This is a genomic window from Providencia sp. PROV150 (assembly GCF_028481025.1).
In the GTDB taxonomy this organism is placed as follows: Bacteria; Pseudomonadota; Gammaproteobacteria; order Enterobacterales; family Enterobacteriaceae; genus Providencia; species Providencia hangzhouensis.
Map to the genome: position 1 here is coordinate 26,081 of NZ_JAMPPJ010000003.1, position 22,416 is coordinate 48,496.

Below are 22,416 nucleotides of genomic sequence, written 5' to 3' on the forward strand. Positions count from 1 at the left end.
TGGTTGAGTTACCTATTTATTGTAAATGAAAATATAAATTTCATATTTGTTAACCTACTAGAAATTGACTGAAAGTTTTATACTAAAAAATGAAAAACAGAGCTAAAAAATAGCACTTTGAGCAAGTCAATACATGTTTAAAATATTATTTTTTATTATATATATTTAGAAATCATCTATAGTGATACTAAATTAAATAACGCATAACAATATGATGATAATTAAAATTTACGGCGGTTTTACTCTTGAAGGTTAAATAGAATTGTAATGGAATATAGGTTTGCAGCTTAAATATAACTATGTTTCAAAATGGAATTCTTTTTGGATAAAAATGAAGCAATTTCGAGAGGGAGGAAAGAAGAAAGGGGATAAAATCACATTTTCCATTAATTAAATGAATGGAATGACGTGTAATATATATAATAAGCTATACTATCAACAACCTGAACCTCTATTCGTGTAACAAGGTTGGTTTTGATGTGATTTCTCTTGGCTATCGTCATTTGGGGCATAAGCGATAATTATAGTGATGTACTAAAAACAATTTGTTTATTGCAGATAATCTGTTTTTAGTGCTGAACCGGTGACATAGCATTTACTGTTAGTCATCAATGTATTAAAAAATGGTTTTGCGCTATATAATAACGCGTAGTGAATTTGTGTGATGTAGCAGTGGGAATCTAAAGTGAACTATAAAAAAATTGATCAACTGATAACTGAAATTTTGGATCATTTGTCTACATTGACACTAAAAAACCAAGAGTTTATTCGTTTTGTTTGGCAATTGGATGCGCAGACCGCTTTCCCTGGTCTTTCATGGCTATCAGTGCAAGAAAGCTACCCTCAATTTTACTGGTATCAACGGACGGGAGCTGAAGAATGTAGTGCTCTTGGCATGGTGAAATCTTTTGATTCGATAGATAAGGCTCAAGCTTTTTTATCGCAATACCCTGATATACCAGAAATGCGCCTATGGGGGCTTAATGGGTGGAATGCCGTCGGGGATGGGATCCCTGACGAGATAAAACGTCAAGCAACATTTTGTTTTTTACCTCGTATTGAAATTCATCGACTACGTTCAATGATTAACGTTAGCATCAATATAGAAGGTGAAGAAGATCGCTTAAATGCCATTCATCTTTTACAGCAATTAAAACCCGTTTCTCAAGTGACATTGGCACTGAATGCGGATATTACTGCGCAAGAACATATTCCTACTCATGATGAATGGTGCCGTTTATTAAATTGCGCTATTGATGATATGAAGTCAGGGAAAATGGAAAAAGTGGTTATGGCAAGGGAAACAAAACTCACCCTGTCTAGACCCATTGCGGTTGCTCAGTTTTTAGCACAAAGCCAGCAAGTGAATCATCATTGCTACCATTTTATGATGGCCTTCAACGCGCATTCTGGTTTTATTTCTTCAACCCCCGAGCGTTTATATTTACGTCAAGATGGCCAATTAAATTCTGAGGCCTTAGCGGGAACCGTCGCTAATGACCCTGATGATGCAGTCGCAGCAGAGTACGCTAAATGGTTGATGGAAGATAAAAAAAACCAACATGAAAACTTAGTGGTTGTTGATGATATTTGTCAACAATTGCAAGGGGCGGTGACTGGGGTAGATGTGTCTTCAGCAAAAGTTATTCGTTTAAGAAAAATTCAACACCTTTATCGTTCAATTGTTGCGACGCTAATCACCCCTTCTGATAGCGATTGTTTACAACGCCTCCAACCTACCGCTGCCGTGTGTGGTTTGCCACGAAAAGTCGCTCGGCAATTTTTAGCCAAAAATGAACCTTTTTCTCGCGGCTGGTATGCAGGGACGGGTGGTTTTATGAGCTTAAATAAAAGTGAATTCGCGGTATCTCTACGTTGTGCGCAAATAGAGGGTGCACAGGTCTCATTATATTCAGGCGCTGGTATTGTCAGTGGCTCAGACCCAGAGCAAGAGTGGATAGAAATTGAAAATAAAGCGGCTGGGCTAAAGTCTTTATTTGAAAATAACGAAAAACCATAAAATAAAAATGGTTATTTTCTTTTTTATTTCAATTAGTTCATCAAAAATTGTCCTGAGATCAAGAAATTTATTTCAGCCAGTCTAAACTAATTGATAACTAATAATTTGCTGAGCATATTATGTCGAATTCTGCTTTTAACCTCCGTTGGGCTGAAGTGATTATCGAAGCACTGTCTCGCCACGGAATGAAACACATCTGTATTGCGCCTGGTTCGCGCTCAACACCCTTGACCCTTGCGGCAATTAACCATGGTAAATTGCATTGCCATACGCATTTTGATGAGCGTGGTTTAGGGCACCTAGCTCTAGGTTTAGCAAAAGCCAGTCATGAGCCTGTAGGGGTTATCGTTACCTCTGGTACAGCTGTTGCAAACCTTTACCCTTCATTAATTGAAGCCGGTTTAACAGGGGAAAAGGTGATTTTTCTTACCGCTGACAGACCGCCAGAATTGATTGATTGCGGTGCTAATCAAGCTATTCGGCAAACACATATTTTTGCATCTCACCCCTCTCAATCATTAATGTTGCCAAGGCCGACGCAAGATATTTCAGCGAAATGGTTGGTCACCGCGATTGATAATGGCATGAACCAGTTACACCATGGTGCCTTTCATATTAATTGTCCATTTGCAGAGCCACTATATGGTGAAATGGATGGGAAATATGAGTGGCAGCAAACACTTGGAGAATGGTGGAATTCTTCTCACCCGTGGTTAACGGAGCCATTAACCCATTCCGTCGCATTGGTTGCGGATTGGTATTTTTGGCGTCAGAAAAAAGGCGTTGTGATTGCAGGGCGAATGACAGCGAGTGAAGGGGAGTTAGTTGCAAAATGGGCACAGGAACTTGGATGGCCAGTACTCGGTGATGTGCTGTCTCAAACCGGACAACCTTTTCCATGTGCCGATTTATGGCTACAACATCCAGAAACTCAGTCTATTTTAAAAGATGCGGAATTAGTCGTTCAGTTTGGTTCAAGCTTAACGGGAAAACGGCTCTTACAATGGCAAGCCAATTGTGAGCCGCAAGAGTATTGGATTATCGACTCAATACCTCAGCGGTTAGACCCAGCCAATCATAAGGGAAGAAAATTAACCTGTTCAATCAAGGGTTGGCTAGATAACCATCCTGCACAGCCGAGAAGCTTGTGGTGTGAGTCGCTGCCCACTTTAGTGCAAAAAACTCAACACCATGTGCGCCAACGCTTACAAGCGCAGTTTTCAGAAGCCGCAGTTGCACACCAATTACCTGAACTGCTGCCTCCACGAGGCCAACTATTTGTTGGCAACAGCTTAATTGTCCGTTTGGTAGATGCACTAGCACAACTTCCATTGGGCTATCCTGTTTATAGTAACCGGGGCGCGAGTGGTATTGATGGTTTGATTTCTACCATGGCAGGTGTTCAGCGGGCAACAGCACGGCCAACATTGGCTATTGTTGGGGATATTTCTGCACTATATGACTTGAATAGTTTGGCTTTGTTGCGTGAGCCTTCAGCGCCCACCGTTCTGATCGTGGTGAATAACAATGGTGGGCAAATTTTTTCTATGTTACCTACACCAGACGAAGCAAGACAAAACTATTACTGTATGCCGCAAAATGTCAGTTTCGAGCCCGCGGCGAAAATGTTTGGCTTACAATACTGTGCGCCGACAGACTGGACAACACTAAAAAATACCGTTCAACAATTTTGGCGCCGTCAACAGGGCACATTGCTGGTGGAATTGCAGGTGGCAAGTGATGAAGGCGCCCGTACGTTAAAACAACTATTGAATGAAGTTGTGGAACTGTAATGTTATCTGCCCATAGACATAATTCAGTCTCATCTTCTCCTTGGGTCATCTGGCTGCATGGCTTGTTAGGTAGTGCCGATGACTGGCAACCTGTGATTGAACAAACACGTGCTTTTCCATCGTTAGCGGTGGATTTACCAGGGCATGGCGGTTCTCACTCAGAGCCATGCCAAGGTTTTTCACATTTTGATCAACAACTCAGCGCTCTTTTACAGTATCATCAAATTAATGAATACTACTTGGTTGGCTATTCACTCGGTGCTCGGTTAGCGATGCATTTTGCCTGTCACTATCAGCCTAACGGATTATTAGGTTTAGTGATTGAGGGGGGCAATGTGGGATTAGTCAATGAACAAGAACGAGTTGCTCGGGCGGCTAATGATAAGGCATGGGCACAACGTTTTCGTTCAGAACCCATCGAAGAAGTGTTAGATGATTGGTATCAACAAGCTGTATTTGCTGATTTGTCGACCACTCAGCGCCAACATTTAATTCAGTTACGTCGGCAAAATAACCCGCACAGTATTGCTGCTATGCTAGAAAATACATCATTAGCAAAGCAACCTTTCTTGGCGGACAAATTGCATCAATTGACCTGTCCTTATCGTTATTTTTGTGGCGAAAAGGATAAAAAGTTTCGAAGCGTTTCGCAACAATATGAATTGCCGTTAACGCTAATTGAAAATGCAGGGCATAATGCGCATTGGGAAAACCCAATGGGCTTTGCAGCTGCACTACACCATTTTTTATCACACTGTGGTTAAAGGAATCTGATAATGATTTATCCAAGCGAAGAAAAATTATACGCACCAATTGAATGGCAAGATTGCTCTACAGGGTTTGAAGATATTCGCTATCATAAATCTCCTGAAGGGATTGCAAAAATTACGATTAATCGCCCAGAAGTGCGTAATGCTTTTCGTCCACAAACCGTGAAAGAAATGATCCAAGCTCTATCTGATGCACGCTATGATGACCAAGTTGGAACTATCATTTTAACGGGTGAAGGTGAAAAAGCATTTTGTGCCGGTGGTGACCAAAAAATTCGTGGCGACTACGGCGGGTATCGTGACGAAAGTGGTACTCATCACTTAAATGTATTAGATTTCCAACGTCAAATTCGTACTTGTCCAAAACCTGTGGTGGCAATGGTCGCCGGTTTCTCTATCGGTGGTGGTCATGTGTTACACATGATGTGTGACCTGACTATTGCTGCAGATAATGCAATCTTTGGCCAAACCGGTCCAAAAGTTGGCTCATTTGATGGTGGCTGGGGTGCGTCTTATATGGCACGTATTGTTGGGCAGAAAAAGGCACGTGAAATCTGGTTCCTGTGCCGCCAGTATAATGCACAAGAAGCGTTGGATATGGGGCTGGTTAATACTGTCGTTCCTTATGCTGACTTAGAAAAAGAGACTGTGCGTTGGTGTCGTGAAATGCTAGAGAACAGCCCAATGGCATTACGTTGCTTGAAAGCCGCCTTGAATGCAGATTGTGATGGTCAGGCTGGCCTGCAAGAGCTCGCAGGTAATGCCACTATGTTGTTCTATATGACAGATGAAGGGCAAGAAGGCCGTAACGCCTTTAATGAAAAACGTGCTCCAGACTTCTCTAAATATAAGCGTAATCCATAATGCGTAAAGCCCGTATTTATTCGTTCAGCCTGCCGATGGAGGCAGGCGTTATCCTTCGCTATCAGCGACTAAAAACGCGTGATGGGCTTTTAGTCTGTTTACAAGATGGGGATAATGAAGGTTGGGGAGAAATTTCGCCTCTACCTGAATTCAGTCGTGAAACATTAGAAGAAGCAACCGCAGAAACTATTAAGCGACTGAATGAATGGGTGAAAGAAGGCAAAATTTCTAATAGTTTATTACCCTCTGTGGCTTTTGGGTGCAGCTGCGCTCTAGCGGAGCTGGCAGGGGAGCTTCCTGAACAAGCGGATTACCGCAAAGCGCCTTTATGTAGTGGTGATCCTGACGATTTAATCTTAAGCCTTGATGCAATGGAAGGTGAGAAAGTCGCTAAGGTTAAAGTCGGTCTATATGAAGCGGTACGTGATGGTATGGTGGTTAACCTGTTACTAGAGGCAGTTCCAGAACTGAAACTGCGTTTGGATGCGAATCGCAGTTGGACCCGAACAAAAGCCGACGGTTTTGCTAAATATGTTAATCCAGACTACCGTAGTCGTATTGCGTTTTTAGAGGAGCCGTGTAAGACCCGTGAAGAGTCACTGCAATTTGCAGCAGATACTGGCATTAGTATTGCTTGGGATGAAAGTGTACGTGAAGAAGGCTTTATGGTAGAAGCGCAGGAAGGGGTTTCTGCGATAGTCATTAAACCGACCCTGACAGGCAGCTTGTCATATTGCCGCTATTTAGTGGAAGAATCACATCGCTTAGGGTTACAAGCTGTGATTAGCTCATCCATTGAAAGTAGCTTTGGTTTAACACAACTTGCTCGTGTAGCGCATTGGCTAACGCCAAATACCATTCCAGGCTTAGACACGGTATCACTTATTCAATCTCAATTGGTACGGCCTTGGCCACAATGTGATATTCCGCTTCAGCAGTTAGATGATTTAACGCTTGTATGGCAGAGTTAGCACAATTTAAAGATTGGCCTTGGCAACACTGGGCCAATCTTCGTCCGAACTCAATCGCTCTAGTCACAGAGTCCCAAAGTATGACTTGGGAAAGTGTAAGCCAACAAATTACTGACCTTAGAACTTACTTTTTAATGCAAGGCGTAGAGCAGGGGCAGTGTATTGTTTTACATGGGAAAAATTCAGTTGAATTATTACTGAGTCAGCTGGCACTTATTGCTTGTGGGGCTCGTGTTTTACCATTAAATCCCCGCCTCCCAGAACGGTTGTTAGCAGAATTATTACCTCATCTTAATGTTAGCTCAGTTATTGATTTTACTGATGAATCAAATCTGTTAGCAAATTATCGTAATTTAGATTATCAACTTTATTACCATTTTATTCGTGATGAAGAGGTTGCTCCGGTTATTTTTCAAGAGGTTATTCAGCAGCCCGCTACGTTGATTTTAACATCGGGATCGACAGGTCTACCTAAAGCCGCTGTTCACAGTGTCGCTGCGCACTTAAATAGTGCAGCAGGTGTTGTTAATCTGATGAATTACCAGCAAGGAGATTGTTGGTTACTATCGCTGCCGTTATTCCATGTATCTGGTCAGGGGATTGTTTGGCGCTGGCTTCTTAAAGGTGGCTCACTTGCGGTCAAAAATCTTCCTTTGGCTCAAGCATTGCATGAGGTCACTCATGCCTCTTTAGTTCCGACCCAGTTATGGCGTTTATTAAATGATAAATCAGTGACTAATATCGCATTGAAAGCCGTTTTATTGGGAGGAGCGAGTATCCCTTCAACCTTGACGGATCTGGCTCAACAGCATGGTATTGCTTGTTGGAGCGGCTATGGGATGACAGAAATGGCATCTACGGTTTGTGCGAAACGGGCAGACGGTAAAAAAGGTGTCGGTTTACCCTTAAAAGGCAAGCAAGTTCGTCTTGTGGATGATGAAATTCAAATTCAATCAGATAGTCAGGCTCTGGGTTATTGGTTTGATGGGCAACTTCACCCATTAAATTGCCTAGATAACTGGTTTAAAACTAACGATAAAGGGACTTTTATCGATGGGGAATATCAGATTATTGGTCGTCTAGACAACTTATTTATCAGTGGTGGGGAGTGCGTTCAACCCGAAGATATCGAATCAGTCATAAATTCACATCCTGATGTCAGCCAAAGTTTTATTATACCTATTGATGATGTGCAATTTGGGCAACGTCCTGTCGCGGTTATTGAAGCAAATGAGTCAGTGGATTTAAATCAGCTGGCGGATTGGTTAAAAGATAAACTCGCTCCATACCAATATCCTATGGCATTTTATTATTTAGACCCTGAATTGAAAGCAGGGGGAATAAAAGTGTCTAGGCAACAAGTGAAGAAGTGGTTGTTAGCGAGAATAAAAGAATAGGGCGAAATAGTGGCGGGGTTATCCCCACCACTTAATGACTTACACTATTTTAGTGCTTTTAACGCTTTTTCGACACCCGCACCGTATTCAGGGTGAACTTGTTTAAATAACTCGATTTGGCGCACTTGTGTGGCTTCAGTCGCGTCAATCAGTTCACCGGCAATACGTTTAAACATACGTTGGTGCTCGGCATCATCTAACAACTCATATAATGCACGTGGCTGGCTGAAATAATCTTGGTCTTCGCGGTGATCCCAATGGTCAGCAGCACCTTCAATAGATAATGGCGGTTCGCTAAAGTCCGGTTGTTCTTGGAATAATCCGGCTTCATTTGGCTCATAGGTCACATGGTTGCCACTATTACCGTCAACGCGCATTGCCCCATCACGGTGGTAATTATGGAATGGGCAACGTGGGGCGTTTACTGGGATTTGGTGATGGTTGACACCAAGACGATAACGATGAGCATCGCCATAAGAGAACAGGCGGCCTTGTAACATTCTATCTGGCGAGAAACCAATACCCGGAACCACGTTAGCAGGGCTAAAAGCCGCTTGTTCTACGTCAGCAAAATAGTTGTCTGGATTACGATTAAGTTCAAAATAACCGACATCAATTAATGGATAATCTTTGTGTGGCCATACTTTGGTTAAGTCAAATGGGTTATAAGGAACTTGAGAAGCTTCTTTTTCTGGCATAATTTGCACTTGCAAATTCCAGCGTGGGAAATCCCCTTTTTCGATGGATTCAAACAGATCTCGCTGTGAACTTTCTCTATCTTTACCCACTAACTGCTCAGCTTGTTCATCAGACAGATTTTGAATACCTTGTTGGCAACGGAAATGGAATTTGACCCAGAAACGTTCATTGTTACTGTTGATGAAACTATATGTATGGCTACCAAAACCATGCATATGACGGTAACTTTGTGGGATACCACGGTCACTAGCATCAATGGTTAACTGGTGTAAAGATTCAGGTAATTGGGAGAAAAAGGCCCATTTATGTTCCATTGTACGCAGGTTAGAGCGAGGGTCACGTTTAACTACGTGGTTTAAATCAGGGAATTTTAATGGGTCACGGAAATAGAATACAGGGGTGTTGTTACCCACCATATCCCAGTTACCTTCCTCAGTATAAAACTTTAATGCGAAGCCACGAATATCACGTTCTGCGTCGGCAGCTCCACGTTCGCCTGCAACGGTAGAGAACCGAGCGAACATTTCTGTTTTTTTCCCTACTTCAGAGAAAATTTTTGCACGAGTATAGCGGCTAATATCATGGGTTACGGTAAAGGTACCGAAAGCACCAGAACCTTTTGCGTGCATACGTCTTTCAGGGATTACTTCACGGTCAAAATGGGCAAGTTTTTCTAAAAACCAAACATCCTGTAATAACATTGGGCCACGTTTACCCGCTGTCATGACATTATTATTATTGGCGACTGGGGCGCCTGAGGCGGTAGTAAGGCCTTTCTTTTTCATCACAATGCTCCTTTGTTTGGATTAAATGACTACACAAACCTAACTAATAAGTTAATATTTTGTAAAAAATAAAAAACACGACTACAATAAACTTGTAATTCAGTATAGTTATTATGGAATTGATTATCTAATTAATATAACCAATTACTGTGATTACAAGTAAAAAAATACGTATTTATCGCACTTTTTTGCACTAAAATTTTTGATGCGTGAAATTTTGTAATGAATAACGAGGGCTTTTATCGAGGCTATAGCGTAAATCTAGGTAAGAATGGCTGAAAATAGGGTGAGATTCGCGTAATATCCATAGGTAATAATATCAAGAGGATAAAATAATGCGCAAATTTTTATTATTGGCAGCAGCGATGTCACCATTATTCGTAGGTACTGCACATGCAGTTTCAGTTAGTGCACAAGCAGGTGAACATTTTACTGAGCTGTCTGCAGGGTTAGGTAACCAGAATGCAGGGTTGGCATTTAACGGCTCTTGGGCTCGTAGTGACCATGATGGGCAAATGGGTAGTATTGGTGCCACATTTGGCTTACCTATTGGGCCTTTTTCTGCATTTGTAGGGGGTAAAGGGCTATATCTATCACCTGATCACAATAGTAATGGTGCTGCATTAGCTGTTGGTGGTGGGTTAAATTGGCAGGCTTTGCCTTCACTCAATATTTACGGTGAAGCTTATGGTGCTCCAGAGCAACTGACTTCAGGCAGCAAATCGTACGTCGAAGCTAAAGCCGGTGCACGTTATACGGTATTTAAGCCTTTATCTATTGATGCGGGATATCGCTTAATTGAAATGAAAGGGACACATGGTCATAGTAGCGATAAAGTTGCTGATGGCTGGTATGTAGGGGCTGGCCTTTCATTCTAACAGGGTTATCTTGTTCATAATGCCCCTAGGCGTACATTATGTGTACGCCTAGGGCGAATTTGATGATGTAAACTTAGTTGAGTATTTTTTAAAATAATTGGTTAAACTTTTAGCTGCTTATCCATAGCTATTTACTTCAGTTTTTATTGCATTACTTTAATGACGTCAGCTCATCACGGCTCAATCCGGTGCTTTTCATAATAATTTCAGGGCTAACACCGTTTATCAATAAGTTGCGAGCTAAGGTGGTTTTAGTTTTTTGAACGCCTTCTTGAAGCCCTTTTTGAAGCCCTTCCTGTTTGCCTTTTTGCAGCCCCTCGAGAAGGCCCTCTTGATGACCCTTATTATGTAAGCGTTGTGCGATATTCATAATCGTCTCCTTGTGCTTTTCTGTTTGCGCTTCTAATGTGTAGATAAATTTTTCAAAATCAGTTGAGTCTAAAGCAGAAAATAGGTAATTGATGATAGTGACCACATCATTGTCGCTATTATAGTGTTGATTGAGTGCTTGCGCCAATAAAGGAAGCACATGGTGAAACTCATCTCGCAAACGTTTATGTTTCATCGCTAATTCCATAACAGCAATTTTGCGATGATTTACTAATTCATTATCGTCTATTACAGTGATATCAACCAACGGGAATGATTGTGTATATAACGTATTTGCCAGCTTGGGCTGAGGAAAACAATCTGTCCATAACTGAGTGTAAGGGTAAGGTGAACGAGTACCGTGGTAGAAAAGAATAGGAACAACTAGAGGTAATACAGTGCTTCCTTGCTGCATATGCTGATTCATTGCTAAAAACGCATAATGCATTAAGCGCCACGCCATCAGTTTATCTGGGGTTGACTGGTGCTCGACTAATAAATAAATATAGCCTGTTCCATGTGAGGTCTGTACTGAATACAGAACATCAGATAGCCGAGAGCGAAGCTGTTTATCAATAAATGATGAGTTAGTCAGCTTTAGCGTAGTGAAATCACATAATGATTTTATGTGTTTTGGTAAGTGAATTTCAAAAAAGTCACGTGCGCTGTCTATGTTTGACATAAACCTCTTAAATGCTGCATCGTGGACAGCAGAAATATTTTTCCTTTTCATTCAACCTAATTCCTTATTTACCTCTCAATAACTGTAAAGCAAGAGGGGTAGGGTTGTCTTTTCGGAATTATTTTCTGCCAAATGACGTAATTAAAGAAATATATATTAAATTATATGCAAATAATATATATGTGGAGATAGAGTAGGAATGCTAGGGGATTATTGATTGATTGCGGATATCAAACGATGGCCACCTTGATTGGGAGTGAGGATAGTTAATTTCAGATAAACAAAAGCCGTAATTTGAAGTTATCCGAATTACGGCTTAATTTATCAATTTGTTAGCCGACGTTCGGTAAGAAGCCGGCAACAATCGAAAATTGGATAGCGATTACTGCCACACCACATGCCAACACTAAGGCTAAAATAGGTGTACCACCTTTAACTTGATACCCACCTTGAGATTCTAATTTACGTACACGTAATGTTAGCAATGCAGGAATAATCAGCGCTAAGACCGAGAGTGCAACAGCTGCATAAGTTAATGCTTGTACGAAACTACTAAAGAATAGGGCAGCCAATAATGGCGGAACAAAGGTGAGTAAGCCTGTTTGCACTCGACCGATAAAATGATTACTCCGTTTGAATAAGTCGGCGAGGTAATCAAATAAGCCTAATGCGACACCTAAGAAAGATGTGGCCAACGCTAAATCCATAAACAAGCTGACGGCGATATTAACACGAGGTGTAGCGACAACATCGCGGATCGCGGTGAGTAACCCATTTAGACCTGATTCCTGCGCTAGTATTCCGAGAAAAGTATGTGATGGAATAGACCCTAACGTCGCAATCTGCCATAGAATATAAGCAACTAAAGGAATTGCGCTTCCGGTAATGAAAATCATACGTAATTTACGTACATCCCCATTCATATAGTTAACTAAACTTGGGACGCTGCCATGGAAACCAAAAGAGGTAAAAATAACGGGTACTGCGGCAAGGATAAGGCCTTTTTCAATTGGCATGGTGCTTAAGTTTACGGCTTCCGCGTGTGGCATCATTACAACTAACATGATGACTAAAAAAATCGTTTTCGCTGTGAATAAAATTCGGTTAATAAAATCGACGGAATGCGTACCAATACAGACAACTGCACCACCAATAATAGTAAATGCAATAATGGCAGTGTCAGTTGAAATTTTAAAGCCCCACCATGAAGACAGGCTATCTGAAATTAATACGCCCGCGCCACCGATATAAGCGGTTGTTAATGCGTACATTAATAGCAGCATACTTAGCCCAGTCACTATCTGGCCAATTGGGCCAAGATATTTTTTAGCAACAGAACCTAAGCCCATATTTGCAGGGTTATGCTGATACACTTCAACTAACAGTAATGAGGTATAACTCATTAACATCCATAATCCAACAAGCAAACAAACGATGCCTGTGAAACCGACTCCTGCAGCGGCAAGTGGCATTGCCAACATCCCTGCACCTATTGTTGTCCCTGCAACGATTAACACACTGCCAAGCGTACGATTCTTCACAAGTTCCTCTAATTGAATTTGAATAATTAATAAGTGATGCAGATTATGCGATTGCAAGTTCGCTGTCAAATGTAAATTACAGCGAGTGTAATATTAAGTTTACACTAATAATCAAGTAGATAGAGAGACTCAAGACAATGAGCAGAGTTAATAAAGTAAAGAAAAAATGATGATTTAAAGTGACTAAAGGTAAATTTAAATGGAGTGAGTTGTTAAAATTGGTTTAGTAGTTGATTGATTTTTATCAAAATGGTAGGTAACGGAATAGTATGTCAGTTACTTAATGAAAATTATGTGATGAGGTCAAAATAAAAGCATAAAAAATAAAACTAAATTGATTTTGAAGTTATCATAAATCAAATTAATGCTTGAAAATCATCCCGATAATATATGTAAACATATATATAAAGGATGGAACTATGGACTTTATGATTCAACTCGCCATTATCCTTGTTTGCTTATTCTATGGAGCAAAAAAAGGGGGAATGGCACTCGGGCTATTAGGTGGTGTTGGTTTAGTTATCTTAGTTTTTGGCTTTGGTTTACCGCCTGGAAAACCGCCTGTTGATGTAATGCTTGTTATCATTGCTGTTGTTGCCGCATCAGCAACGTTACAAGCATCAGGCGGTTTGGATGTCATGCTGCAAATTGCAGAACGACTACTGCGGAAAAACCCTAAGTACATTTCTATTGTGGCACCTTTTGTGACATGTATCTTAACCATTTTGTGTGGTACAGGGCATGTGGTGTATACAATTTTACCTATCATTTACGATGCGGCGATTAAAAATAATATTCGCCCTGAAAGGCCAATGGCTGCGAGTAGTATTGGCGCGCAAATGGGGATTATCGCTAGCCCAGTTTCAGTTGCCGTTGTTTCATTAGTCGCAATGCTAAATGGTGTGACAATCAATGGTAAGTCACTCGAATTTTTGGATTTATTAGCAATTACTATTCCATCAACATTAATTGGTATTTTAGCTATTGGTATTTTCAGTTGGTTTAGAGGTAAAGATCTCGATAAAGACCCTGTATTCCAAGAGTTTATCTCAGTCCCTGAAAACCATGATTATGTCTATGGTGACAGTGTGACACTGCTAAATACCAAATTACCGAAAATTAATTGGGTCGCGATGTGGATTTTTTTAGCTTCCATCGCAGTTGTGGCATTACTTGGCGCATTTTCTGAACTTAGACCGCTAGTTAACGGTAAGCCACTATCCATGGTTTTAGTCATCCAGATGTTTATGTTATTAGCAGGTGCGCTAATTATCATTATTTGTAAGACTAATCCAGGACAAATTTCAAAGAATGAAGTATTCCGTTCAGGGATGATTGCGATTGTTGCAGTATATGGTATCGCATGGATGGCAGAAACCATGTTCGGTGCTCATATGGATGAAATTAAAGGAACTTTAGGTTCTTTAGTGAAAGATTTCCCTTGGGCTTATGCAGTTATCTTATTATTAGTCTCTAAGTTTGTTAACTCACAAGCAGCTGCTCTGGCCGCTGTAGTACCAATTGCACTAGGGATTGGTGTTGACCCGGCTTATATTATCGCTTCTGCGCCTGCGTGTTATGGGTATTACATTTTACCGACTTACCCTAGTGACCTTGCGGCAATTCAATTTGACCGTTCTGGAACAACGCGTATTGGTAAATTTGTTATCAACCACAGCTTCATTCTACCGGGGTTAATTGGGGTGGGTGTTTCTTGTGTGTTTGGCTGGGTATTTGCAGGTTTATATGGTTATTTATAATCAATAAAGTAAGTCAATAAAAAGTGATTGCACAGGTAACGGATAAACCGCTGTGCAATCACCTATTTTAGATTAACCGATTTCAATATCCGATAGCGGATGACAGCAACAAGGCAGAATTTCTCCATCTTGCACAAATGCAATAGGTTTTTGCTTATAGCCCACTTTCCCATGTAATAACGTCACTCGGCATGAACCGCAGTAGCCTTCACGGCATTGGTATTCTACAGGAATACGGCTGTCTTCTAAGGCTTCCAACAAACACGAATGGACTTCAGTATGGAAGGGGACTTGAACACCCTGCGTTAACCGCAGGGTGATTTTATGGCTTGCCATGCTTATAGTTCGAAGTCGCTCAAATCGTCGGTATCGACTTGAGAGTCAATTTGGCCGACTAAATAAGAACTGACTTCAACCTCTTGAGGCGCAACTTGTACGTTGTCAGACACCAGCCATGCGTTGATCCATGGAATTGGGTTTGAACGCGTTTCAAATGGCAATTTCAGACCGACAGCTTGCATGCGAATATTAGTAATATATTCAACATATTGGCATAAAATATCTTTATTTAAACCAATCATAGAGCCTTCGCTGAATAGGTAGTCAGCCCACTCTTTCTCTTGCTCTGCCGCTTGAACGAATAAGTCATAACATTCTTGCTCGCACTCTGCCGCGATTTCTGCCATTTCTGGGTCATCTTGCCCCGAACGTAACAGGTTCAACATGTGTTGTGTACCAGTTAAGTGCAGTGCTTCATCACGTGCGATCAGTTTGATGATTTTAGCATTTCCTTCCATTAGCTCGCGTTCAGCAAACGCAAATGAACAGGCGAAGCTAACATAGAAACGAATTGCTTCGAGCGCATTAACGCTCATTAGGCACAGGTACAGCTGCTTCTTCAACTGACGCAGAGAAACAGTAACTTGCTTACCGTTGCAAGTATGCGTGCCTTCACCAAACATATGATAGTAATTGGTCATTTCGATCAGGTCATCGTAAAAACCAGAAATATCTTTAGCACGTTTTAAAATTTCTTCATTTTCAACGATATCGTCAAAAATAATGGCAGGGTCATTCACAATATTACGAATAATATGTGTATACGAACGTGAGTGGATAGTTTCAGAAAACGCCCACGTTTCAACCCAAGTTTCCAGTTCAGGAATCGAAATCAGTGGCAATAATGCCACATTAGGGCTGCGGCCCTGAATAGAGTCCAGCAGCGTTTGGTATTTCAGATTACTGATAAAGATATGCTTTTCGTGATCTGGCAGCGCATTATAGTCAATACGGTCGCGAGAGACATCAACCTCTTCAGGGCGCCAGAAAAACGACAGTTGTTTTTCAATCAGCTTTTCAAAAATAGGGTACTTTTGCTGATCATAACGCGCCACGTTAACAGGCTGGCCGAAAAACATCGGCTCCAGCATTTGGTCATTTTTTTTCTGTGAAAACGTTGTATATGTGTGTGACATAACAATTCCTATTAAATTTTACACGCGCCGCCTTCGCAATCGGAATCCGCTGACTCAACAACTTCTTCCAGATCGCCCTGAACATCTTCCGCCCCATCGCGAGTGTTATGGTAGTAAAGTGTTTTCACACCAAACTTATAGGCGAGCAATAAATCTTTTAGCAATTGGTTCATTGGTACTTTACCGCTCTCAAAACGAGTTGGGTCATAGTTTGTGTTAGCAGAAATCGACTGGTCGATAAATTTCTGCATGATACCAACGAGTTGTAAGTAGCCACTATTTGAAGGCATTTGCCACAGTAGCTCATAAGCACCTTTCAGATTTTCGTAATCAGGCACCACTTGGCGCAAGATACCATCTTTAGAGGCTTTAATACTGATATAACCACGCGGTGGTTCAATACCATTGGTTGCGTTAGAAATCTGTGATGATGTCTCTGAAGGCATCAATGCAGACAGTGTCGAGTTACGCAGACCATGTTGTTTAATTTCTTGGCGTAACGCTTCCCAATCGTAATGTAAAGGTTCATTAGTTAACTTATCGAGCTCTTTTTTATAGGTATCGATAGGCAAAACGCCTTGTGCATAGGTTGTTTCGTTGAACCATGGGCAAGCACCTTGCTCTTTTGCTAACTCATTCGAGGCTTTTAATAGATAATACTGAATGGCTTCGAATGTTTTATGCGTTAAGTTGTTTGCACTGCCATCAGAATAACGAACACCGTGCTTCGCGAGATAATAAGCGTAGTTAATCACGCCAATACCTAATGTACGACGGCCCATTGAGCCTTGTTTAGCCGCAATGATTGGGTAATCTTGGTAATCAAGTAGCGCATCGAGTGCACGAACAGCTAATATTGCTAGCTCTTCTAATTCATCTAGACTATCAATCGCCCCTAAGTTAAATGCTGATAATGTACACAGCGCAATTTCACCATTTTCGTCATTTATATTATTTAATGGCTTAGTTGGCAGCGCAATTTCTAAACATAAGTTCGATTGACGAACAGGCGCAATCTGCGGGTCAAATGGGCTATGTGTATTACAGTGGTCAACGTTTTGAATATAAATACGGCCAGTAGACGCACGCTCTTGCATCATTAATGAAAATAGCTCAACCGCTTTAACGCTCGATTTACGAATATTTTCATCTTGCTCATATTTCACATATAGACGTTCAAATTCGTCTTGATCTGCGAAAAAGGCGTCATAAAGACCCGGAACGTCCGATGGGCTGAATAATGTAATGTCTTGGTTTTTAATCAGACGCTCATACATTAACTTGTTTAATTGCACACCGTAATCCATATGGCGAACACGGTTACCTTCAACCCCACGGTTATTCTTCAGAACCAGTAAGCTTTCTACTTCAAGGTGCCAAATAGGGTAGAATAAGGTTGCAGCGCCACCACGAACACCACCTTGCGAACAAGATTTAACCGCAGTTTGGAAGTGTTTATAGAATGGAATACAACCCGTATGGAAAGCTTCTCCACCACGAATTGGGCTGCCTAATGCACGGATACGGCCTGCATTCACCCCAATCCCTGCACGTTGTGAGACATATTTCACAATTGCGCTTGAGGTTGCATTGATAGAATCTAAGCTGTCACCACACTCAATCAGTACGCAAGAGCTGAATTGACGTGTAGGCGTACGTACCCCCGCCATAATCGGCGTAGGTAATGAAATTTTGAATGTTGAAACGGCATCATAGAAACGACGGATATAATCGAGGCGTGTTTCTTTTGGATAATGTGAAAATAGGCAAGCTGCAACTAAAATATATAAAAACTGTGCGCTTTCATAGATTTCACCCGTTACACGGTTTTGAACTAAATATTTCCCTTCAAGCTGTTTTACAGCCGCATAGGAGAAGTTCATATCACGCCAATGATCAATAAAGCTATCCATTTGCTCGAACTCTGCTTCAGAGTAGTCTTCCAGCAAATGCTTGTCATATTTCCCCATTTCAACGAGGTGTTTAACATGCTTATATAATGCAGGCGGTTCAAACTGGCCATAGGCTTTCTTGCGTAAGTTAAAAATAGCAAGACGCGCAGCTAGGTATTGGTAATCAGGTGTATCACCCGTAATTAAATCTGCTGCTGCTTTGATCATCGTTTCGTGAATATCAGAAGTTCTGATCCCATCATAAAACTGAATCTGTGAACGTAACTCCACTTGAGAAACGGATACGTTACTTAGGCCTTCAGCAGCCCAGGTGATTACCTTGTGGATTTTATCAAGATCAATGCGTTCTTTATGTCCATCACGCTTTGTGACTAACAGACTCTGGTTCATGAGCAAGTACACCTTGGTTGAACTACAAATAGTTTAAAATAAACATAAAAAAGCTCATGGTGTAATGCCATGAGACTAGTTGTATTATGTTTTGTTGTACCACTATATGTAGTAGTTTGTTTAGAATACCATAACAAGATAATGTTAATATGTGATTTTATCAAGTGAACAAATTAGAGGGATCTTGTGGATAACTGGTTGGATAAGAAAAGTGATCATGTCGGTAAGCTGCATGGTAAAAGGCATTAATAAAAAAAATGCTTCCGACATGAGGACTAAAATAAATTTTGTAAAATGCGATCGTTTGCTGCTTTCTTAAACGTAGTGCTTGTGATTTATTCTTTTCACGACTAAATGACTATTCGTTTACCGTATGCAGCATATAGTTTACATCAACATTTGGCCCAAGCCAGAACTTGTCTGTTAATGGATTATAATGCAACCCTATGATATGTTTGTCTTTTAATTGTGTGCCGTCAATCCAATTAATTAACTCAGAAGGGCGAATAAACTTGTTTGCGTCATGAGTGCCTTTTGGGACGATTTTCATTATATATTCAGCAGCAACAACAGCCATTAGCCATGCTTTTTTATTACGGTTGATGGTTGAAAAAATTACGTGTCCACCCGGTTTGACTAATTTTGCGCAAGCCCTAACGACAGACTGAGGGTCCGGAACATGTTCAAGCATCTCCATACACGTGACAACATCATAGGCTTGTGGATGTTTGTCTGCATGTTGTTCAACGGTTTCTTGTACATATTCAACTGGAATGCCGGACTCAAGAGAATGTAAGCGAGCAACCATTAAAGGCTCTGCACCCATATCAAGACCGGTGACTTCTGCACCTTCACGCGCCATACTTTCCGATAAAATGCCACCGCCGCAGCCAACATCAAGAATTTTTTTACCGAAAATACCGTCTACACGCTGCATAATATAACTTAAGCGTAATGGATTGATGCGGTGTAGTGGGGCGAATTCCCCTTCTAAGTCCCACCAACGTGAGGCAATGGACTCGAATTTTTCGATTTCTTGCTTATCGACGTTAAGGTAGGTTTGGGTGTCATTCATACAAAGAAGCTCCTATTTTTAACCTATTACCCAAAAGCCTATTAAAGATAGTTATATTTAAACTGTATTTAAACTGTATTTAAACTGTATTTAAACTATGTTTAATAGGGGGAATAGTAGCCCGACAAGCATTGATGGCTAAAATATAAACAACAATGTAATTATTGCAGTTATTAATTGATAAACCTTCAAGTTTCGGACACATAAACTTAATTTTCCGCTATTATACATAGCTTGGAAGACAAATACCCGTCTCTTATTTTTATTAAATTGGCGAATTGTGGTATAGTTCTACTCTTTGAATCCGAAGTTATGAGGGACAGTGGTTCCATGAGCGAGATTGCCAGAGAAATCACACCAGTTAATATCGAAGAAGAGCTTAAAAGTTCGTATTTGGATTATGCAATGTCCGTTATTGTCGGCCGTGCGCTTCCAGATGTTCGAGATGGACTGAAGCCAGTACACCGCAGAGTACTGTATGCGATGAATGTATTGGGAAATGATTGGAATAAACCCTATAAAAAATCTGCCCGTATTGTTGGGGACGTCATCGGTAAATACCATCCACATGGTGATAGCGCTGTTTACGAGACAATTGTTCGTCTTGCACAGCCTTTCTCAATGCGTTACATGCTGGTTGATGGTCAGGGAAACTTCGGTTCAGTTGACGGAGACTCCGCTGCGGCAATGCGTTATACGGAAATCCGTATGGCGAAAATTGCCCATGAGCTACTTGCTGACCTTGAAAAAGAAACCGTTGATTTCGTTCCAAACTATGACGGAACAGAGCAAATTCCTGAAGTTATGCCAACGAAAATTCCAAACCTTTTGGTTAATGGGTCGTCTGGTATTGCGGTTGGGATGGCAACCAATATTCCTCCTCACAATTTAGGGGAAGTGATTAATGGTTGTCTTGCTTATATAGAAGATGAAGACATCAGTATTGAAGGTTTAATGGAACACATTCCAGGGCCTGATTTCCCAACAGCGGCTATTATCAACGGCCGTCGTGGGATTATTGATGCATATCGTACAGGGCGTGGCAAGGTCTATATCCGCGCAAGCGCTGAAGTGGAAGTCGATGAGAAAAATGGTCGCGAAACCATTATTGTCAGCGAAATCCCTTATCAAGTGAATAAAGCTCGCTTGATTGAAAAAATTGCTGAGTTAGTTAAAGACAAACGTGTTGAAGGAATCAGTGCACTGCGTGACGAGTCGGATAAAGACGGTATGCGCATTGTTATTGAAGTTAAGCGCGATGCAGTGGGTGAAGTTGTCCTGAACAACTTATATTCCTTGACTCAATTGCAAGTTTCTTTTGGTATCAATATGGTGGCTCTACATCAAGGGCAACCGAAAATACTGAATTTAAAAGATATCATTGCTGCTTTTGTGCGTCACCGTCGTGAAGTTGTCACTCGTCGTACGATTTTCGAATTGCGTAAAGCGCGTGACCGTGCTCATATCCTTGAAGCACTGGCAATCGCACTTGCTAATATTGACCCAATTATTGAATTGATCCGTAAAGCACCAACGCCAGCTGAAGCTAAAGCAGGGTTGATTGCACGTTCTTGGGATCTGGGTAATGTAGCGGCAATGCTAGAGCGTGCAGGTGATGACGCAGCTCGTCCTGAGTGGTTAGAACCACAGTTCGGTGTTCATGAAGGGCAATATTTCCTGACTGAGCAACAAGCTCAAGCTATTTTGGATTTACGTCTCCAAAAATTAACCGGTCTTGAGCACGAAAAACTACTGGAAGAGTACCGTGATCTTCTAGTACAAATTGAAGCTTTACTGTTTATTTTACGTAGTCCTGAACGTTTGATGGAAGTGATTCGCGAAGAGTTAGAAATTATTCGTGATACTTATAATGACCCTCGTCGTACAGAAATTACAGAAAATACCGCAGACATCAATATTGAAGATTTGATCAATCAAGAAGATGTGGTAGTGACATTATCCCACCAAGGTTATGTGAAATATCAGCCTCTGTCTGATTACGAAGCACAGCGCCGTGGTGGTAAAGGTAAATCTGCTGCACGAACAAAAGACGAAGACTTCATTGAACGCTTATTGGTCGCCAATACGCACGACACCATCTTGTGTTTCTCAAGTCGTGGGCGTTTGTATTGGATGAAAGTTTATCAGTTGCCAGAAGCGAGTCGTGGTGCTCGTGGTCGTCCAATTGTTAACTTATTGCCACTTGAGCAAGATGAACGCATTACCGCTATCTTACCTGTACGTGAATATGAAGAGGGTTATAACGTCTTCATGGCAACGGCGAGTGGTACTGTGAAGAAAACACCTTTACAAGAGTTTAGCCGCCCAAGAAGTGCCGGTATTATTGCAGTGAACTTGAATGAAGGTGATGAACTGATTGGGGTTGATTTAACCGATGGTTCAAATGAAGTCATGCTGTTCTCTGCACAAGGTAAAGTTGTGCGCTTCGCTGAAGATGCTGTTCGCCCAATGGGACGTACTGCAACGGGTGTTCGTGGAATTAAATTAATGGATAACGATAAAGTCGTATCCTTGATCATTCCACGTGGTGAAGGCCATATCTTAACTGTCACAGAAAATGGTTATGGTAAACGTACTGAAGAAGCAGAATACCCAACTAAATCGCGTGCAACTCAAGGGGTTATTTCTATCAAAGTGAGTGAGCGAAACGGTAATGTTGTTGGTGCTATTCAAGTTGATGAAACTGACCAAATCATGATGATTACGGATGCCGGCACATTAGTGCGTACTCGTGTATCTGAAGTGAGCGTCGTTGGCCGTAATACGCAAGGAGTGACCTTGATTAGAACAGCTGAAGATGAAAAAGTGGTTGGTTTACAACGTGTTGCTGAAACAGATGATGATGAGAATGCGATTGAAAACACTGAAGAAAACGGTGTTGATGATGCAAATATCGACGACCAAGAGTAATTATCGCGTTTAATTTAATGAACGGGTAGCATATTAGCTGCCCGTTTTAGTTTCTAGTCTAAATTTCTTAGTTTTATTACTTTTCATGTCTGTCGCTTTTTTA

General features: G+C 41.2%; 16 protein-coding genes. 9 read left to right on the top strand and 7 right to left on the bottom strand.

The features are described from left to right. The first annotated feature begins 685 nt into the window (after positions 1-685). From PSE83_RS03415 to menE, 6 genes are all read left to right on the top strand, one after another. Positions 686-2,020, top strand: a complete 1,335-nt coding sequence (locus PSE83_RS03415; RefSeq protein WP_004259860.1) for an isochorismate synthase — start codon at positions 686-688, stop codon at positions 2,018-2,020. Between the two features lie 119 nt (positions 2,021-2,139). Next, on the top strand, positions 2,140-3,813 hold the full coding sequence (menD, locus tag PSE83_RS03420; RefSeq protein ID WP_272660662.1) for a 2-succinyl-5-enolpyruvyl-6-hydroxy-3-cyclohexene-1-carboxylic-acid synthase: 1,674 nt from the start codon (positions 2,140-2,142) through the stop codon (positions 3,811-3,813). Next, a complete protein-coding gene (gene menH, locus PSE83_RS03425) occupies positions 3,813-4,577 on the top strand; it encodes a 2-succinyl-6-hydroxy-2,4-cyclohexadiene-1-carboxylate synthase (protein ID WP_004259865.1) in 765 nt (254 codons plus the stop codon). The genes menD and menH overlap by 1 nt, the downstream gene beginning before the upstream one ends. Before the next feature lie 12 nt (positions 4,578-4,589). Then, positions 4,590-5,447 (top strand): 1,4-dihydroxy-2-naphthoyl-CoA synthase, encoded by an 858-nt coding sequence (menB, locus tag PSE83_RS03430; protein ID WP_004259866.1) that lies wholly within the window; start codon positions 4,590-4,592, stop codon positions 5,445-5,447. Further along, on the top strand, positions 5,447-6,418 hold the full coding sequence (gene menC / locus PSE83_RS03435) for an o-succinylbenzoate synthase (protein ID WP_004259867.1): 972 nt from the start codon (positions 5,447-5,449) through the stop codon (positions 6,416-6,418). Before menB ends, menC begins: the two co-directional genes overlap by 1 nt. Beyond that, positions 6,406-7,815 carry an o-succinylbenzoate--CoA ligase gene (gene menE, locus PSE83_RS03440; protein ID WP_004259868.1) on the top strand — a complete coding sequence of 470 codons (1,410 nt, stop codon included), beginning with the start codon at positions 6,406-6,408 and terminating at the stop codon, positions 7,813-7,815. The genes menC and menE overlap by 13 nt, the downstream gene beginning before the upstream one ends. A gap of 44 nt (positions 7,816-7,859) precedes the next feature. On the opposite strand, the gene PSE83_RS03445 is transcribed toward menE, so the two are convergent. Then, positions 7,860-9,299, bottom strand: a complete 1,440-nt coding sequence (locus tag PSE83_RS03445; protein WP_004259872.1) for a catalase — start codon at positions 9,297-9,299, stop codon at positions 7,860-7,862. A 335-nt stretch (positions 9,300-9,634) separates the two neighbouring features. On the opposite strand from PSE83_RS03445, the gene PSE83_RS03450 reads away from it, so the two are divergent. Further along, a complete protein-coding gene (locus PSE83_RS03450; RefSeq protein WP_004259878.1) occupies positions 9,635-10,177 on the top strand; it encodes a YfaZ family outer membrane protein in 543 nt (180 codons plus the stop codon). A 151-nt stretch (positions 10,178-10,328) separates the two neighbouring features. Here the strand turns inward: PSE83_RS03450 and PSE83_RS03455 are convergent, their stop codons facing one another. Both PSE83_RS03455 and tyrP read right to left on the bottom strand, forming a co-directional pair. Continuing rightward, positions 10,329-11,279, bottom strand: coding sequence for an Rpn family recombination-promoting nuclease/putative transposase (locus PSE83_RS03455; RefSeq protein WP_004259881.1), 951 nt, complete (start codon positions 11,277-11,279; stop codon positions 10,329-10,331). 281 nt (positions 11,280-11,560) lie between these two features. Beyond that, on the bottom strand, positions 11,561-12,709 hold the full coding sequence (gene tyrP / locus PSE83_RS03460) for a tyrosine transporter TyrP (RefSeq protein ID WP_231135994.1): 1,149 nt from the start codon (positions 12,707-12,709) through the stop codon (positions 11,561-11,563). Between the two features lie 479 nt (positions 12,710-13,188). Between tyrP and PSE83_RS03465 the strand changes: the two genes are divergently transcribed. Further along, a complete protein-coding gene (locus PSE83_RS03465) occupies positions 13,189-14,529 on the top strand; it encodes an anaerobic C4-dicarboxylate transporter (RefSeq protein ID WP_109911562.1) in 1,341 nt (446 codons plus the stop codon). A 72-nt stretch (positions 14,530-14,601) separates the two neighbouring features. On the opposite strand, the gene yfaE is transcribed toward PSE83_RS03465, so the two are convergent. The 4 genes from yfaE to ubiG all read right to left on the bottom strand — a co-directional run bounded on the left by yfaE (position 14,602) and on the right by ubiG (position 19,382). Beyond that, positions 14,602-14,865, bottom strand: coding sequence for a class I ribonucleotide reductase maintenance protein YfaE (gene yfaE / locus PSE83_RS03470; RefSeq protein ID WP_004259896.1), 264 nt, complete (start codon positions 14,863-14,865; stop codon positions 14,602-14,604). Positions 14,866-14,867: 2 nt separating this feature from the next. Further along, entirely contained in the window at positions 14,868-16,004 is a 1,137-nt protein-coding gene (nrdB, locus tag PSE83_RS03475) for a class Ia ribonucleoside-diphosphate reductase subunit beta (protein ID WP_004259897.1), read from the bottom strand. Positions 16,005-16,015: 11 nt separating this feature from the next. After that, positions 16,016-18,307 carry a class 1a ribonucleoside-diphosphate reductase subunit alpha gene (gene nrdA / locus PSE83_RS03480; RefSeq protein WP_004259904.1) on the bottom strand — a complete coding sequence of 764 codons (2,292 nt, stop codon included), beginning with the start codon at positions 18,305-18,307 and terminating at the stop codon, positions 16,016-16,018. A gap of 358 nt (positions 18,308-18,665) precedes the next feature. Further along, a complete protein-coding gene (gene ubiG, locus PSE83_RS03485; protein WP_272660663.1) occupies positions 18,666-19,382 on the bottom strand; it encodes a bifunctional 2-polyprenyl-6-hydroxyphenol methylase/3-demethylubiquinol 3-O-methyltransferase UbiG in 717 nt (238 codons plus the stop codon). Positions 19,383-19,712: 330 nt separating this feature from the next. On the opposite strand from ubiG, the gene gyrA reads away from it, so the two are divergent. Then, positions 19,713-22,313 (top strand): DNA topoisomerase (ATP-hydrolyzing) subunit A, encoded by a 2,601-nt coding sequence (gene gyrA, locus PSE83_RS03490; protein WP_036958090.1) that lies wholly within the window; start codon positions 19,713-19,715, stop codon positions 22,311-22,313. Positions 22,314-22,416: the final 103 nt, after the last annotated feature.